Annotated in this window: 12 protein-coding genes; 5 read left to right on the top strand and 7 right to left on the bottom strand. The window is 44.4% G+C overall.

Going from position 1 to position 14564, the window contains the following annotated elements; translation table 11 throughout:
- Nucleotides 1-218: 218 nt before the first annotated feature.
- Nucleotides 219-2264: a hypothetical protein gene (locus CLV31_RS14485; protein ID WP_111393627.1), complete on the top strand. Its 2046-nt coding sequence runs from the start codon at nt 219-221 to the stop codon at nt 2262-2264.
- Nucleotides 2265-2324: 60 nt separating this feature from the next.
- Here CLV31_RS14485 and CLV31_RS14490 read toward each other — a convergent pair whose 3' ends face one another.
- The 3 genes from CLV31_RS14490 to CLV31_RS14500 form a co-directional block, all read right to left on the bottom strand.
- The gene (locus CLV31_RS14490; protein WP_111393628.1) at nt 2325-3101 is read right to left on the bottom strand and encodes an NIPSNAP family protein; all 777 of its coding nucleotides are present in this window, start codon (nt 3099-3101) and stop codon (nt 2325-2327) included.
- Between the two features lie 291 nt (nt 3102-3392).
- Nucleotides 3393-5723 carry a M1 family metallopeptidase gene (locus CLV31_RS14495; RefSeq protein ID WP_111393629.1) on the bottom strand — a complete coding sequence of 777 codons (2331 nt, stop codon included), beginning with the start codon at nt 5721-5723 and terminating at the stop codon, nt 3393-3395.
- 80 nt (nt 5724-5803) lie between these two features.
- Nucleotides 5804-6382: a HupE/UreJ family protein gene (locus tag CLV31_RS14500; RefSeq protein ID WP_111393630.1), complete on the bottom strand. Its 579-nt coding sequence runs from the start codon at nt 6380-6382 to the stop codon at nt 5804-5806.
- An 82-nt stretch (nt 6383-6464) separates the two neighbouring features.
- Between CLV31_RS14500 and CLV31_RS14505 the strand changes: the two genes are divergently transcribed.
- From CLV31_RS14505 to omp85, 4 genes are all read left to right on the top strand, one after another.
- Nucleotides 6465-6953 carry a DUF6702 family protein gene (locus CLV31_RS14505; protein ID WP_111393631.1) on the top strand — a complete coding sequence of 163 codons (489 nt, stop codon included), beginning with the start codon at nt 6465-6467 and terminating at the stop codon, nt 6951-6953.
- A gap of 96 nt (nt 6954-7049) precedes the next feature.
- On the top strand, nt 7050-7736 hold the full coding sequence (locus CLV31_RS14510; protein WP_111393632.1) for a response regulator transcription factor: 687 nt from the start codon (nt 7050-7052) through the stop codon (nt 7734-7736).
- Entirely contained in the window at nt 7733-9088 is a 1356-nt protein-coding gene (locus tag CLV31_RS14515; RefSeq protein ID WP_111393633.1) for a sensor histidine kinase, read from the top strand. Before CLV31_RS14510 ends, CLV31_RS14515 begins: the two co-directional genes overlap by 4 nt.
- A 101-nt stretch (nt 9089-9189) precedes the next feature.
- Nucleotides 9190-10686, top strand: a complete 1497-nt coding sequence (gene omp85 / locus CLV31_RS14520) for an Omp85 family outer membrane protein (RefSeq protein WP_111393634.1) — start codon at nt 9190-9192, stop codon at nt 10684-10686.
- An 80-nt stretch (nt 10687-10766) separates the two neighbouring features.
- On the opposite strand, the gene CLV31_RS14525 is transcribed toward omp85, so the two are convergent.
- From CLV31_RS14525 to CLV31_RS14540, 4 genes are all read right to left on the bottom strand, one after another.
- Entirely contained in the window at nt 10767-12233 is a 1467-nt protein-coding gene (locus tag CLV31_RS14525; protein ID WP_111393793.1) for a glycine--tRNA ligase, read from the bottom strand.
- A 135-nt stretch (nt 12234-12368) separates the two neighbouring features.
- Nucleotides 12369-12806 (bottom strand): outer membrane insertion C- signal, encoded by a 438-nt coding sequence (locus CLV31_RS14530; protein WP_111393635.1) that lies wholly within the window; start codon nt 12804-12806, stop codon nt 12369-12371.
- Between the two features lie 50 nt (nt 12807-12856).
- Nucleotides 12857-13903 (bottom strand): oxidoreductase, encoded by a 1047-nt coding sequence (locus CLV31_RS14535; RefSeq protein WP_111393636.1) that lies wholly within the window; start codon nt 13901-13903, stop codon nt 12857-12859.
- A gap of 9 nt (nt 13904-13912) precedes the next feature.
- Complete coding sequence (locus tag CLV31_RS14540; protein WP_111393637.1) at nt 13913-14539, bottom strand: response regulator transcription factor; 627 nt, start codon at nt 14537-14539, stop codon at nt 13913-13915.
- Nucleotides 14540-14564 lie beyond the last annotated feature (25 nt).

Here is a 14564-nt window from a genome sequence, read left to right on the forward strand (position 1 = left end):
TCATCTTCCATAGGTCAATAAATTTAGACTATGGAATATACTAAAATGGGGTGTAAAATATTTAATTTCAAATCAAATATTTTACACCCCACCTGACAGGTCTGAAATGAATCTTTGAGAAATCGGTTAAGACCGGAACTTTTCCGCATCAGATTTTTTAGTTTGAAACTAATCTTATATTTTGATTTTCTAAATTCATATTCCCCTTTAGTTTTCTTATGCGAATTTTCCTCGTTTTTTTCTTGATTCTGAATTTTGCTTTTCATGCTTTTGCTCAGGATGAATTGATCAAGGATACGGATATCCCCGCTTTAAATCGGGAAATTGCCCGATTAGAGTCTGAGTACCAAAAGCAGAAAGAACGTCAATATTGGTCTTTGCCTCAGACGGTCGGGCATTATTTTGAGCTCAAAACTTCAGATCCTTCTCCCTTGATCCAGTTATTGGAGAATAATCCGGCCTTCGAAAGATTGATGGAAGAGTTTGCAAATCTTCAAATCGACCGTAACCTGTTAATTCTTGAAAACCGCTACATCAACTATAAAAACAAAGAAATCACCGAACTGAAGACCTTTGAAATCCGGAATAGTAGAAACCATTTGCTTTCCAATCAATACGATTCATTGATGACTTTTGGGGATTATCATTTCACAGTAAGGAATCACTATGGCACCAAGACCCCCGAGAAGATTTTTGGATTTTATCTACCTCAGCCTCTCAAAAAACAGCCCATACCCGAGCGATATGCCGACTGGCTGCGTTATGGGGAAACGCTCGTAGATGTCTCAGTTCCTGTGTTTTTTGAGAAAAAATCAGAACCTCAACAATTCCTGGTCAGAGAAAATAGTATTATTGACTCCTTGGTTTCCTACTTTGAAATCACAACCGCAAAGCCTCAATATCCTGACGATAAGGCAAATTTGGAACAATTTTACCAGGCATCCAGTCTTTGGCAGGATCGAATTTCTCATTTTTCGGACAGCCTTTTCCATCATGATTCAGCATTTAGGAGTTTGCTTGAAGAAAGTCTGATTTATGCCGAGAAGGAAAAAGTCAGCAATGGCTATTTAGAAAAATTCACGGCAGAATATATTTCCAAAGCGCGGGCTTTGAATCTGATGAGGCAAAATCAACAGGTTGGAAGTTGCAGTTTTGACACCGGTCCTGAAAATCAACTTCGTCGGATAGCCGGTTTAGCTGCCGAGACGCACCAGTGGAACATTTTTATCCAGGCTTTTTTGAATATCATGAATGACCGGGCCTCTCGGGTGGCAAATAGTAATATTGCCTCTGCTTCCAGAAAAACCTATGCTGAAGAATTGACCAAATTGGACTTGGATCTTTTTAGACTGCTACTAGGCATCAATTTCAGAATCTTGGTTGAGGAAGGAGATCAACACTATTCTGGATCGGGGGATAAAATTGCCCAGGCATTTGCATCGCTTCCAGAAGAGTACCAAGTCAGATTTGAAAACGAGCTTAGTAACATTCTTTCAGATACTTCACTTGATGATTTTAATTCCTTACACTTCTACAATACCTTTTTGAATTATCAGTATTTCATGCGGGAAACGTCGAGAGCAAAGGCAATAGGGCAGGTTATTCTTGAATTGGAAAAGAAGTTGCCTGCCTCCATCAGGGCGAGGATAGATAATCCACACCTGGAGCTTTTTGAAGTCTTGCACAAGGAGCAAAAGGAGCTAGATCGGTTTGAGGTCCTTCGCTCTTCTGTGGCCGACATCATTTCCTCTGATTTCAGTGGAGACTGTTGGAATGCCACTTTGACGGAGAAAGGGAGTGATGGAAAAATCATCTACAACCTCACCATGTCTATGGAGGAAGGGATTACTCCACTTTCCAATTTTTTGGATCAAATGCCCGTGCTAAAAATGCGGGTAAGCGAACATGAGTTTCTCCGGAAGTTAATGGATCAAGATCCTGAGAACCGACTATATGTCAATTTTGTAACTGATCGATCTTTGGTGGATCGGAATGGTAGAATCACCTCCGAGATTCCGAATGAGATCAAAGAGAGTAAAGATTTCACCGACGTGATTTCGCTGCATATTCTCCATCCGAACAGGCGATTTGTACAGTATCTCTTATTCCAAGATCAGACGGTGCTGATGATGAAAATCCCTAAAGATTTTTCTATCCCAGGGTATGGTTTTGAGGACTTGGTAACCCAGCAGTTTGAAGGATTTTTGATCAGTGAATACTTCAGCTATAAGCTTTTTGATGAAAAAGGGAACATGCTAAACTGAATGTGTATTTTCTGATTTTTTTGGAAAAGAAAAGACCGGCTCATCACCGGTCTTACCAAATCAGAATCCAGAATATTCCGCCGGATACAGCAATCGCTGATCGTTTTTATTCATGATGTTTTGGTATTCCGGCATCACTTTCATTCGCTCCCAATCTGGGTCGGAGCGGAATTTATCCCAATGTGCATCGCGTGATTCCATATTGGAAAAAGTGGTCATATACATCAGATTAGGCATGGAGGCACCGGCAATCACTTCTCCGTAAAAGACCGGATTGAAGTCGAGCTTGGTGAAAATGTCCATTTCTCCTTCGTTAAACATCCTGACCTTTTGCTTGTAAAGCTTCTCAGTCGGAGACTCATAGCTCCTCAGTTCATACACCCGATCTTTTTTGGGTCCGGTTAGGTTGGACGCAGTAAACCTCGGATGTCCGGTGAAAGCCTGGAGAAAAGCTGTTTCGATCCTTTGGTAGGGAGGATTGTCAAAAGGGGCGTTGATGTAGGCAGATCCTGCGGTTTGGTAAATCTGGTCTTTAGCCAGCTTTCCTTCCATTTCGGAATATACCCCCATGGAAGAGTAAGGGATAAAGACATAAACTTTTTTACCGGCATCGGCTTGGGAAGCGATGGGCTTAAAGACCCCCACCTTGGCTATTCCGTTTCGGTGAAGGGCAGGCAGTAGCGCTTTTTCCAGGTAGGAGTCGATTTGACTTTCCTGGTTGGCATTCTCAATGTGGTAAATTCTCAGTTCGTAAAAGTCTCTATTTCCTTTTTGGGCAAAAAGACTTATAGAAAGGAAGGTCAGTAGTACGAGTGAAAACAGGTTTTTCAAATACATAATGCTAGGTTTTTAGGGTTTGAGGGGTTGATCTGATTTCCAATTTAGATTAAAAAGCCTTGGCTTCTATCCCATTCAAATAGGGCTTGGATCGATCAGGTAATTTTCACCCGATAATAGATGCCGGAGGGGAGGAGACCTGCCAGATTTTCAAAACCTGACAGGTCTAAATCCAAAAAAGCCCCGAAGGAATTTTCCCTCAGGGCTTTTTATCTTAATGGAATCAGCCAGAACTGATAGATATTTGAACTGGTTATCTCTATTGTCTTCGGTATCCCGTCTTCCAACTTCTTACTTTTTCTGCGCCTTCTTCATCGGATTGTCTCCCATAGAAGCGCCCCGTACTCCGCCTCCTCCTTTGAAGAGTTCGAAGCGACTTGGCTGGTATTGTCTTGGCCAGTAGTTGCTGCTTTCGTCGATATCGGCTGTTTCACGCTTAGGATCGAGTACAAAGCGTACGACTTCTTTCTGCTTCGCAAAAACCTTGGTCACCTGAGATTCATTTTTTCTCCAGATCTCAGCAGGGATCCGCTCAATCTCGGTAGTACCATCGGAATAGTGAAACTCGATGATCAATGGCATCACGAGTCCACCTACGTTTTTGAAAGTCATCTCGTAGAAGTTCATGTTGCTGTTAAGTAGGGCTTTTTCCTTATCCGAAAGACTGGCGAGGAAGTTCCTGTAGGCTGTTTCATCTTCAGGAGTCACAGTAAACGGATTGAAGCTGTTATAGAAGTCGCGGGTAGCGGGATCAGCTTCCACCACGGTGCGCTCTACATCCGTTTTGTTGAATTCCTTGGAGATGTAGGTTTCTTCTCTTTCAAAAGCACTTTTTGCATCAGCCTTTTTTTGTGCAGGAGTTCTATTGTCCAGCTTGTACCAGCTCACATTTTCGATGGAAATATCCACAGGTTCTGTGCCATAGAACCAACCTCTCCAGAACCAGTCCAGATCCACGGCAGAGGCATCTTCCATGGTGCGGAAGAAGTCATCCGGAGTTGGGTGCTTAAACATCCACCTTCTCGAATATTCCTTGAACGCAAAGTCAAACAGCTCGCGGCCCATCACGGTCTCCCGGAGAATATTTAGCGCTGTGGCAGGTTTAGCGTAGGCATTAGCTCCAAACTGAATGATGTTTTCGGAGTTGGTCATGATCGGCTCGAGCAGATGCTTTTCGCTGGCCATATACGGTACAATCTTATGGGCAGGTCCACGGCGGGAAGGATAGTTTCTGTCCCACTCCTGCTCGGCCATAAACTGCATAAACGTATTCAAGCCTTCGTCCATCCAAGTCCACTGACGCTCATCGGAGTTGACGATCATCGGGAAGAAGTTGTGGCCAACTTCGTGGATGATCACGGAGATCATACCGTATTTGATTGCGTCTGAGTAGGTGCCATCTGCATCAGGACGGCCATAATTGAAGCAGATCATCGGGTACTCCATGCCGTTGCTAGCTTCCACAGAGATGGCAACAGGATATGGATAATCAAAGGAATGAGCAGAGTAAGATTTCAGCGTATGCGCTACTACCCGGGTGGAATATTGCTCCCAAAGCGGATTGCCTTCTTTGCCATAATAGGACATGGCCATCACGTCTTTTCCTGCAAGCTTTACCGCCATCGCATCCCAAATGAACTTACGGGAAGAAGTCCAGGCAAAGTCACGTACGTTTTCAGCTTTGAATATCCAGGTCTTTTTGGCGGTAGCTTTCTTTTTTTCCAGTGCTTCGGCTTCTGCTTGCGTACGGATGATCACCGGCTTGTCAAACGTCTTTTTGGCCGTATTCCATCGCTGCAACTCGGTAGCCGAAAGCACTTCCTCCGGATTTTGAAGAACTCCGGTCGCACCTACCATGTGGTCAGCAGGAACTGTGATTCGCACTTCGTAGTTGCCAAAGGTCAAGGCAAATTCCCCTGATCCGAGGAACTGCTTGTTTTGCCAACCTTCAAAATCAGAGTACACAGCCATTCTTGGGAACCACTCCGCCATCGTGTAAAGGTAGTTGCCGTCTTTGGGGAAAAACTCATAACCCGGGCGGCCACCGATGAAACCCACTCGGTCGTGGATATTAAAGCTCCAATCGATAGAAAAAGAGAAGGTTTCACCTGCCTTCAAGGGCTGAGGTAAGTCCACACGCATCATCGTTTTGTTGATGGCGACGTTGAGTGGATTTCCAGAAGCGTCTTTGATCGAAAGGATTTTCAGATCGTAGTCTTCCGAATGCCAGAGAATTCCTTCCAGCTGACGCAAACTCATGCGGGGAGTTATGCTGGATTCGGTGACTTTTGGGGTGTCAGAGTCCTTACTTCTATTGTTCTGATCAAGTTGGATCCAGAGATAGGTCAGCTGATCGGGAGAATTGTTGATATATGTGACCGTTTCGGATCCTTTAATGGATTGATTGTCGTCATTAAGCTCGACGTCAATGACGTAGTTAGCTTGTTGCTGCCAGTATAGGTGGCCTGGGGCACCGGAGGCAGTACGGTACACATTGGGTGTGCGGAGCATTGTGCCCAGCTGCTCAAATCGCACGGCATGATTTTGTTCGGTATGCTGGGAAAGTGCCGGTGTTATGGCGGCAAGGCCTAAAGCTGTGATAGCAAGTAGCTTTTTAATCATATTTATTCAGGTCTATTTCTTTTCGTAAATAACAGGTTGAGCATCAAACAGAAAAGAATTCTGGTTTGGATGGTAAAATTTTACCAGAATTTGGTTTCCAGCATCAACATACAGGCAATCCCAAGGACAAAAGCCGACACAATCAAGGTCCATTCTTTTCTGTTCATTCCCATCAAATGAACCAGGGAGGTCACCAAAAGGAAGGCAGCCACAATCACGATTTGTCCTACTTCCAGGCCAATATTAAATGCCAGCAAAGGTTGCCAGATGGAAGCTTCTTTTCCCATAAGAGATCGCAGGTAATTGGAAAATCCCAGGCCGTGAATCAAGCCAAAGAAAAGAGCCAGAAAATAGTTTAATTGGATTCCTTTCCCACTGCTTGGTTTTGGCTTGAATAAGGTCAGCACTGCCGTAATCGCAATGGTGACCGGAATCAAAAACTCAATGAGATCAGACCTTACCTGAATGACATTGAATGTAGCCAAAGCTAAAGTCAGGGAATGTCCAATGGTAAATGCAGTCACGAGAATCAGGATTTTGGCCCAATCTCTGACCACATAAACTGCGCAAAGTGCAAGTACAAACAAGATGTGATCAAATCCTTGGAGATCCAGGATGTGTTGAAGTCCAAGTTTGAAATAAAGTTCAAATGAAGTCATATTCGGGTGATGCTTCTAAAAGAGTTAATTTGCGGGCAATAATACAGGATAATTCTCACATAAGTCTAAATCTCTCCTCTAAATGCAACTTGTTTACATTTTCGTGATTGCCGCTTGGATGACCGTACTTCATCCCTTTTTTATCTCCCTGACCGAAATGCGCTACAATCCCGAAAGCAAGAAAATGGAGATAGCTCAGAAGATCTTTTGGGATGACTTGGAGGTCGCCTTGGCTAGTGAGTTTAAAGAAAAAGTGGATTTTCTCAAGCCCAAGGACAAAGCCAAACTGGAAAGCCAAGTCAAAACCTACCTGCTCAAGCACAATCAGGTGTGGGTCAATGGAAAATCGGTGACGCTGACCTACCTGGGCTATGAGGTGGAAGAGGACGCGGCTTGGTTTTACCTGGAGTCATCTGTAGTAGAATTGCCGAAAAGTGTGGAGGTTCAAAACACCTTACTACTGAAAGACTTCGAAGGGCAACAGAACATCGTCCATGTCTACGTCCAATCGAAGTCGCCTCGTAGCCTGCTGTTGGGAGAGGGAAAAGAAAAGGGGAAGATTGAGTTTTAGAGAAAAGAGATTAGAGACAAGAAGCAAGAGGCAGTTCGATCTGCCTTGAGTAATTTCTGATAATGAGATGACTTTGAGGAACCTAAATACAGACTAATGAAAAAGATATTGGTAGTCGAAGATGATGAAAGGCTTTCCTCGGTTCTTTACAAAGGACTTACCGGAGAAGGATTCTCTGTCACTTTGGCTCCCGATGCCGAAAAAGGATTCGAACTTTTTCAGTCTATCAAGTTTGACCTGCTCTTGACTGATTTGATTTTACCCGGTGAGGATGGGATTGAACTGTGCAAAAAGATTCGAAAGCAAAGCACAGATGTTCCTATTTTGATGCTAACGGCTTTGGGGACTACCGATAATAAACTTGTAGGATTCGATGTCGGGGCAGACGATTACTTGGTCAAGCCATTCGATTTCAGGGAATTATTCGCACGAATCAAAAGCCTTTTTAGGAGAAAAATGGCTGGTGCTGATTCCTCCTTACAGGAAGAGTTCAAGTATGGGGATTTGCACGTGTATTTATCCCAAAAGAAAGTTTTTCGTTCCGATAAGGAAATTCTCTTGACGCCAAAAGAGTTTAACCTGTTGGTGTTTTTACTCAGGAACCCCGAACAAATCCTAAGCCGAGAGGAAATTGCGAAGGAAGTCTGGGGCTTGGAATTCGATACCGGCACCAACTTTATTGATGTGTATATCAATTACCTACGGAAAAAGATTGACAAGCCGTTTGAAACCCAGCTTATTCAAACACGGCCTGGAATGGGCTTTATTCTCCAAAAACCATGAAGATTCAGCAACGGATCACCTTACTTTTTACGGCGCTCTCCGCTGCTATTCTCTTGGTTTTTATGCTGTTGATCTATTTTTTCTCAAACCAAAATCGCACTGAGGATTTTTTCAACACGATTGAGGCAGAGGCCGTCACCAAGGTAAGCTTGCTTCAAGAGTCAGGCCTATACCCAGAAATCCTACAGACGATTTACAAAAACAACCGGGATGAAATTTTGGAAGTAGAAGTCGCCATCTATGATCAAAATTTTGCATTGCTTTACCACGATGATGTGGAGGTGGACTTGGTCAAAGAGACCGATTCTTTACTTCATGAAATCCGTAACCAGGAAAAAGTAAGATGGAAGCAAGAAGAACTTCAGGTGAGTGGTTTTGTCCATTCGGTGGGCGGACAAACTTACCTGGTGACTGCTGCGGCACTCGATCGGCAAGGACTTAGGAAACTGGATACTTTAAAAAACACCATGGTCTTTCTGGGGTTGGGGGGGATTGTTTTTTTGTATCTAATCGGAAGGTATTTTTCCAAAAAGAGTCTTGAGCCGGTAGGAGATCTGGCTGCGGAAGCACAAAAAATCACGGCAAAGAACCTTCACCTACGATTGAGAGAAGGGCCGGATGAAATCGGTCAGCTAGCGGCAACGTTCAACTCCATGCTGGAGCGTTTGGAGACATCTTTTCAGGCTCAGCAACAGTTTGTGTCCTATCTCGGGCATGAAATTCAAACTCCTCTTGCTTCGATTCGGGGAGATTTAGAACTGACTTTGGAAAAAAATCAATCTAATCCTGAGATCAAACACGTATTAGAATCCTTGTTGGCAGATTCTCGTGCCTTGTCTAAACTTTGTGGAGACTTGATCGATTTGGCCAAGGCAAACTATGACAAATCCAGAATTCAGTTTGCAAAAATCAGTCTGGAAGCCTTGATTTTGGATCTCGTCGGGGAACTTCTCCGTCAGCAACCTGAGGCTAAAATCCATCTTAGTTTTGAAGAAAAAGAGCATGATTTTCCTCAGATCATCGCCAATCCCTATCTCCTTTCTGTAGCCATCAAAAATCTCCTGGAAAATTCGCTGAAATATTCGACCAATGACTCTTGTCAGGTGATCTTGCGAAGTGAGGATAAGGGCCTAGTACTTCAGGTCAAGGATCAGGGAATAGGAATCCCAACAGAAGATCAGCAGCGGATTTTCGAACCATTTTACAGAGGCAAAAACAAGCGTTTTGCCAAAGGCACCGGTGTGGGATTGACTCTGGCTAAACGAATTGCCGATCTGCATGAAACTTCCATCCATATCGATTCTGAAGTTGGGGTCGGAACTGTGGTAACGATTCGATTTCCCATTTCCTGAAGGAAATTCTAATTTTTTTCTAATGGGTTTGAGAAAGTCCCTCTCAGCGAGTCAGGGTAATTTTGCAGCCTCCATAGAGGCAACCTCAAACCTGGCAAGTCATGAAAAACATAATTTCCATTCTATTTCTGCTCACTTTTTCGATTCTTGGGTCAAAAGCTCAAAATCGGGATTTGACGGCACATCCCCATGCCGACCGGTTGATTTTGGCGGATACATTTCAGTTGCCATTTGCTATCGCGCAAGAAAAAAAGCTTTCGCAGGAAGATATCCTCAATAAAAAAGAAGGCTTGTTCCTTACTGGATTGCCCCGGTTTGAGTTTGATCCCATTCGGGGATTTGGAGTGGGAGGGAATATTTTTCTCTTTCAAAACAAGACGAAAGAAGATCCTTTTTTCTACTATACACCTTATCGATACAACCTGAGCACCGAGTTTTTCATATTTGAAAATGGCAGGGTAAGAGCTGCGGTTAACTTGGATGTGCCCTATATTTTCAATAGCAGGTGGAGATTGCGTGCAGATGCAGTGCTGTGGGAAGATCCTCATGCTCAGTATTGGGGGATCGGTAGAAATTTTCTTCGATCATTGGAGTTTCAGGATAAATCCGGAGGAATTGCCGGAAAAGATCAGACTTTCTCCAAAGTGGCAGATTATGAAAAAAATCTAAGCTTGGCACTTCCAAGTAATGGTGAAAGATGGACTACCGATACTCATTACAACCAATTCATGCAGCGAGAAGCCCTGTTTAACGTTTTGGCCGAGCGGGTGGAATTGGGAGGAAAGCTTCGATTGATGTTTGGTTATGAGGCCTTGTTTACGGCTTTCGAAGATTTCACAGGAAAAGTGGCTGAGAAGGCTTTTATGGCAGATGGCCGACCGGTGGAGGCCATTCAAAATCCCACGCTTTTGAGCAGGCAGATACAGGATGGTACTTGGTCAAGATTTAACTTGAGGGGCTTCGATTCGGATTATCAGTTTACCAGCATGTTGGCAGGTGCACTGATCTACGACACACGGGATTTGGAGCCAGATCCTTCCCAAGGATTATTTCTTCAATATTCCCATGAGTATTCAGCACCTTGGCTGGGATCAAATTTTGATTTCAACAAGTTTATGGTTCAGGGACAAGTATTCCACACCTTTCACCGATGGAACCAAGGAAAAGGAAAGCTGACCTTTGCCGGGGCGGTCTCCTTTGGCCATATATTCGGGCGCAAGATCAATTTTATTGAAATGTGGGATCTTTCCAGTCAGGCCGAAGCCGGAGGAATATTGGTGTTGGGAGGAGCTAGATCGCTTAGGGGGTTCCGAGAAGCAAGATTTTTGGCTCCCACCGTAGGTTTAGTCAATTTGGAATTGAGAGCAAAGTTTACAGACTTTCATCTTTGGAAGCAGCATTTTTCCCTTGGAGTGACACCTTTTTATGATTTCGGTACGGTCTGGGACGGGATTAGGGAGATTGAATTCAACCAATTCAAAGGCGCACCAGGAGTCGGGGCAAGAATTGGGTGGAATCAGTCCACCGTTCTTAGGTTGGATTATGCCCGAAGTACCGAAGGAGCCCAAGTGTTTTTTGGGTTTGGTCATGTTTTCTAAAAAATGAGACCAAAAAAGCCGTCAGAATGAATTTTCTGACGGCTTTTTTATATCCGAATTCCGAAATCAAAAATCTAAAATCAAATCTTCTCAAATATTCTTCTAAAGCTCGTCGCTTCTGCAATTCGTCCATGAAGCTCAGAGATGGCTACACGCTCCTGTTCGGTGGTATCCCGATGACGGATGGTCACGGTATTGTCTTCCAAGGTCTGATGATCTACCGCAATACAGAACGGAGTTCCGATCAGGTCCTGACGGGTATAGCGCTTGCCGATTGATCCAGAATCTTCATAGATGATATTGAAGTCGTATTTCAAGGCATCCACGATTTCCTGTGCTTTTTCCGGAAGGCCATCTTTTTTCACAATTGGAAGAATGGCTGCCTTAACCGGGGCTACTGCTGGATGGAACTTCAGGTAAGTTCTGCTTTTCTCTTCTGTTTTTTCTTCAGTATAAGCATTGCAAAGCGTCAACAAGAACAGTCGATCCGCACCGATCGAAGTCTCGATCACATACGGGATGTAGTTTTGGTTGATCTCCGGATCAAAGTATTGCTGCTTTTTCTTGGAATATTCCTGGTGCGATTTTAAGTCGAAATCTGTTCTGGAGTGGATTCCTTCTACCTCTTTAAATCCAAACGGAAACTCAAATTCGATGTCCATGGCCGCATTGGCATAGTGAGCCAATTTCTCGTGGTCATGTTTGCGGAGCTTTGCCGAAGGCGTACCCAAGGCCAAGTGCCATCTCATTCGGGTATCGGCCCACTTTTGATACCAGTCGAGCTCAGTGCCAGGGCGTACGAAAAATTGCATTTCCATTTGCTCGAATTCTCGCATACGGAAAATGAACTGACGGGCTACGATCTCATTTCGGAAGGCCTTTCCGATCTGTGCGATGCCGAAAGGAACTTTCATTCGGGCGGTCTTCTGCACATTCAGGAAGTTGACAAAAATCCCCTGAGCCGTTTCCGGACGGAGGTAGATTGTCGAAGCATCTTCCGCTACCGAACCTACTTGGGTAGAAAACATCAGGTTGAACTGACGGACATCAGTCCAGTTTGCCGTGCCGGAGATCGGGCATTTGATGCCTTCGTTGGTGATCAGGTCACGTACTCCTGCCAGATCTTCCGCTTCGAGCAATCTCGCCAAAGTAGCGGTCAGCGATCTTGCTTTTTCCACTTGTCCTTCATTTTCCAATTTGGCGGCGTGCTCTTCTACCAAGACATCCGCACGGTAGCGCTTCTTGCTGTCCTTATTGTCAATCATCGGATCGTTGAAGGAGTCTACGTGACCGGAAGCTTTCCAGGTGGTCGGATGCATAAAAATCGCCGCATCGATCCCGACAATATTGCCGGATACGCGGGTCATGGTTTCCCACCAGAGGCGCTTGAGGTTGTTTTTTAGTTCGACTCCATAAGCTCCATAGTCATATACTGCCTGCAGGCCGTCGTAGATTTCAGAACTTGGGTACACAAACCCATACTCTTTGGCATGGGAAATAATATCTTTCAATTGGGCGTTTTCGCCGGGAGTTTCTGTCTTTGCCATAGGGCGCAAAAATAAGGAAACAAATTGATTCCAAGAGTGAAGAGAAAAAAAGGAAAGAAGGATTTTATTGTTTAATTGATAAAAAAAGGCCACAAAATCGGAGGATTTGTGACCTTGTTGATATAATGGTTAGAGTTACCTAAACGTGTACTTAAACCCGATTCCTCCTCTCAGATAACTCCCATAATCGTTGTAAAACACCGGAGCTGCCTCGATCAAGAATCCGAAATTTTTGTTGTCAAAGGGCTTGATCAACACACCGAAGGGAATAACCAAGTAGTTGTCATCGTAATACCGGTCCCTTCGTGGATGATAATGATCGAAGAGACCAAGCCCCACACCCACATAAGCATTGACATCGGATTTTTGGACGAAGTTATAAGCCCCCACCAATTCTAATCCCACAGCTCTACCCAGGCCTAGTCTTGCTTCACCAAAAAACTCTTTATCAGGATTGGTTCCTACGGTAATAAAAGTCCGGGTATTTTGAAAGTTAATCCCTGCGCTTACTTGGGCGTTTGCCATGGAGACAAGGCCCATCATCAAGATCGAAAAGAAGATAAGTTTTTTCATGTTTATCAAAGTTGGTTACCGGACCAATTCCAAAGTCCAGGCCAAATTGATTACCATCCACCTTCTGTCTGCTGGATTTTTTTACCCTCTCTCGCAGATCGGAATGCTGCCTCGATCAATTTTAATACTTGGATCGTTTGCGGCAAAGTCACTTGAAGGGAAGCGCTTTTTTGAATGGCATCTGCTACGTTTTGATAAAAAATCCGATAGTCTCCCGGAAGTGTGGGAAGGGGGATTGTTTCATGCTCCAGATACAACTTGCCCCAACGCTCTTCTGACTCAATTCCCCAACCTTCTCCTTCGGGTTTTCTTCCTTCTTTGAAGGCCTGCTCCTGCACATCCAAAAAGAACTTTTGATAGCTGCCTTTTTCTCCCAAAAGGACAAATTTGGGAGTGGGCACATTGACCAAAACTCCGGCAGTGACGCGGGCTTTGAAGCCGGAATAAAAGAGGGAAATATCAAAATAATCGTCAGAAACGGCATTATTACGCTGTTTTTGAATATCTGCAAAGATGCTTTCCGGTGCTCCAAACAGCAACACGATCTGATCGATCAGGTGTACCCCAAGATCGTAGGTGATGCCGTTTCCCGGCACTTCTTTTTCACGCCAGTTCTCGGATACCTGAGGCCGGAACCGGTCAAAATGAGATTCTAAATACACTAGTCTTCCGAGGGTGTTTTCGGCCACCAGTTTTTGCAGGGTTCGGAAGTCTCCGTCGTATCTCCGATTGTGAAATACACTGCATACCAGTCCCTTTTCTTGGGCGATTTTTTGAAGCGCTTCGGCTTCCCAAGAATGAACCGTTACCGGCTTGTCCACGACCACATGTTTTCCTGACAACAGACATTTTTTGGCCATAGGAAAATGAAATTCATTGGGCGTGGTAATGCAGACTAAGTCCACACTTTCGGAATCAAGAAGGTCTTCGAGGCTTCGAAACGTCTTCACCTTGGGGAATTTTTCCTCACATCGGTTGCCATTCCGCTCTACCACCGCTACAAAATCCAAATCTGGGCAGACGTCAATCAGGGGTGCATGCATTTTTTCGGCTACGGAACCGTAACCGACTAACCCTGTTCGAATGGGAGTCTTCATGGAGAAAGGTTAAAGATTCATCTCGTTTACCTTATGGACTAGATCCATAATGGAATTGATCTGAAGTTTCTGATTGATGTTTTTGCGATGCGTTTCCACCGTTTGGATGCTCAGGCTGAGATTCTCAGCGATATCTTTATTGATCAACCCGTCACTGATCATTTTGAGAATTTGGGTTTCTCTGCGAGAAAGCCGATACTTCTCTCTAAACGCGTCAAAGAATGGGTTTTGGTTGGCCTGTTGGATGACCCGCTCGAAGTTTTTCACATATCTGCCTTCATACACTTCGGTGACGGTAAAAATCAGCTCATCCGGATCGGCATCCTTGAGAATAAAGGCATCCGCCCCATTTTTCATGGCCTCCTTGAAGATTTTTTCTTCATCATACATGGAGAGCACAATCACCTTGATATGAGGATGGTGTTTTTTGCTGTGCCGGAGGACTCCAAATCCATCTACTACAGGCATGTTGAGATCGGTGAGGACCACATCTACTTGCCGGAGATCCAAGAATTCGAGGAGCTCTCTGCCGTTGGGAAATACTCCCTCAACTACAAATCCCGGGTGTTCTTCTATCAGCCCTTCTAAACCTTTTGCAAAGAGTTTATGGTCATCTGCAAGCGCGATTCGGATCATTCGAAGAGTAAATTGAGAGAAAGAT

This window comes from Algoriphagus aquaeductus, from assembly GCF_003253485.1.
In the GTDB taxonomy this organism is placed as follows: Bacteria; Bacteroidota; Bacteroidia; order Cytophagales; family Cyclobacteriaceae; genus Algoriphagus; species Algoriphagus aquaeductus.

Bases quoted from the DNA above. Each gene is read 5' to 3' on its own strand.
- CLV31_RS14490 (WP_111393628.1), bottom strand. From the start codon at position 3,101: ATGTATTTGAAAAACCTGTTTTCACTCGTACTACTGACCTTCCTTTCT.
- CLV31_RS14495 (WP_111393629.1), bottom strand. From the start codon at position 5,723: ATGATTAAAAAGCTACTTGCTATCACAGCTTTAGGCCTTGCCGCCATA.
- CLV31_RS14525 (WP_111393793.1), bottom strand. From the start codon at position 12,233: ATGGCAAAGACAGAAACTCCCGGCGAAAACGCCCAATTGAAAGATATT.
- CLV31_RS14535 (WP_111393636.1), bottom strand. From the start codon at position 13,903: ATGAAGACTCCCATTCGAACAGGGTTAGTCGGTTACGGTTCCGTAGCC.
- CLV31_RS14485 (WP_111393627.1), top strand. From the start codon at position 219: ATGCGAATTTTCCTCGTTTTTTTCTTGATTCTGAATTTTGCTTTTCAT.
- CLV31_RS14510 (WP_111393632.1), top strand. From the start codon at position 7,050: ATGAAAAAGATATTGGTAGTCGAAGATGATGAAAGGCTTTCCTCGGTT.
- CLV31_RS14515 (WP_111393633.1), top strand. From the start codon at position 7,733: ATGAAGATTCAGCAACGGATCACCTTACTTTTTACGGCGCTCTCCGCT.
- CLV31_RS14505 (WP_111393631.1), top strand. From the start codon at position 6,465: ATGCAACTTGTTTACATTTTCGTGATTGCCGCTTGGATGACCGTACTT.
- omp85 (WP_111393634.1), top strand. From the start codon at position 9,190: ATGAAAAACATAATTTCCATTCTATTTCTGCTCACTTTTTCGATTCTT.
- CLV31_RS14530 (WP_111393635.1), bottom strand. From the start codon at position 12,806: ATGAAAAAACTTATCTTCTTTTCGATCTTGATGATGGGCCTTGTCTCC.
- CLV31_RS14500 (WP_111393630.1), bottom strand. From the start codon at position 6,382: ATGACTTCATTTGAACTTTATTTCAAACTTGGACTTCAACACATCCTG.
- CLV31_RS14540 (WP_111393637.1), bottom strand. From the start codon at position 14,539: ATGATCCGAATCGCGCTTGCAGATGACCATAAACTCTTTGCAAAAGGT.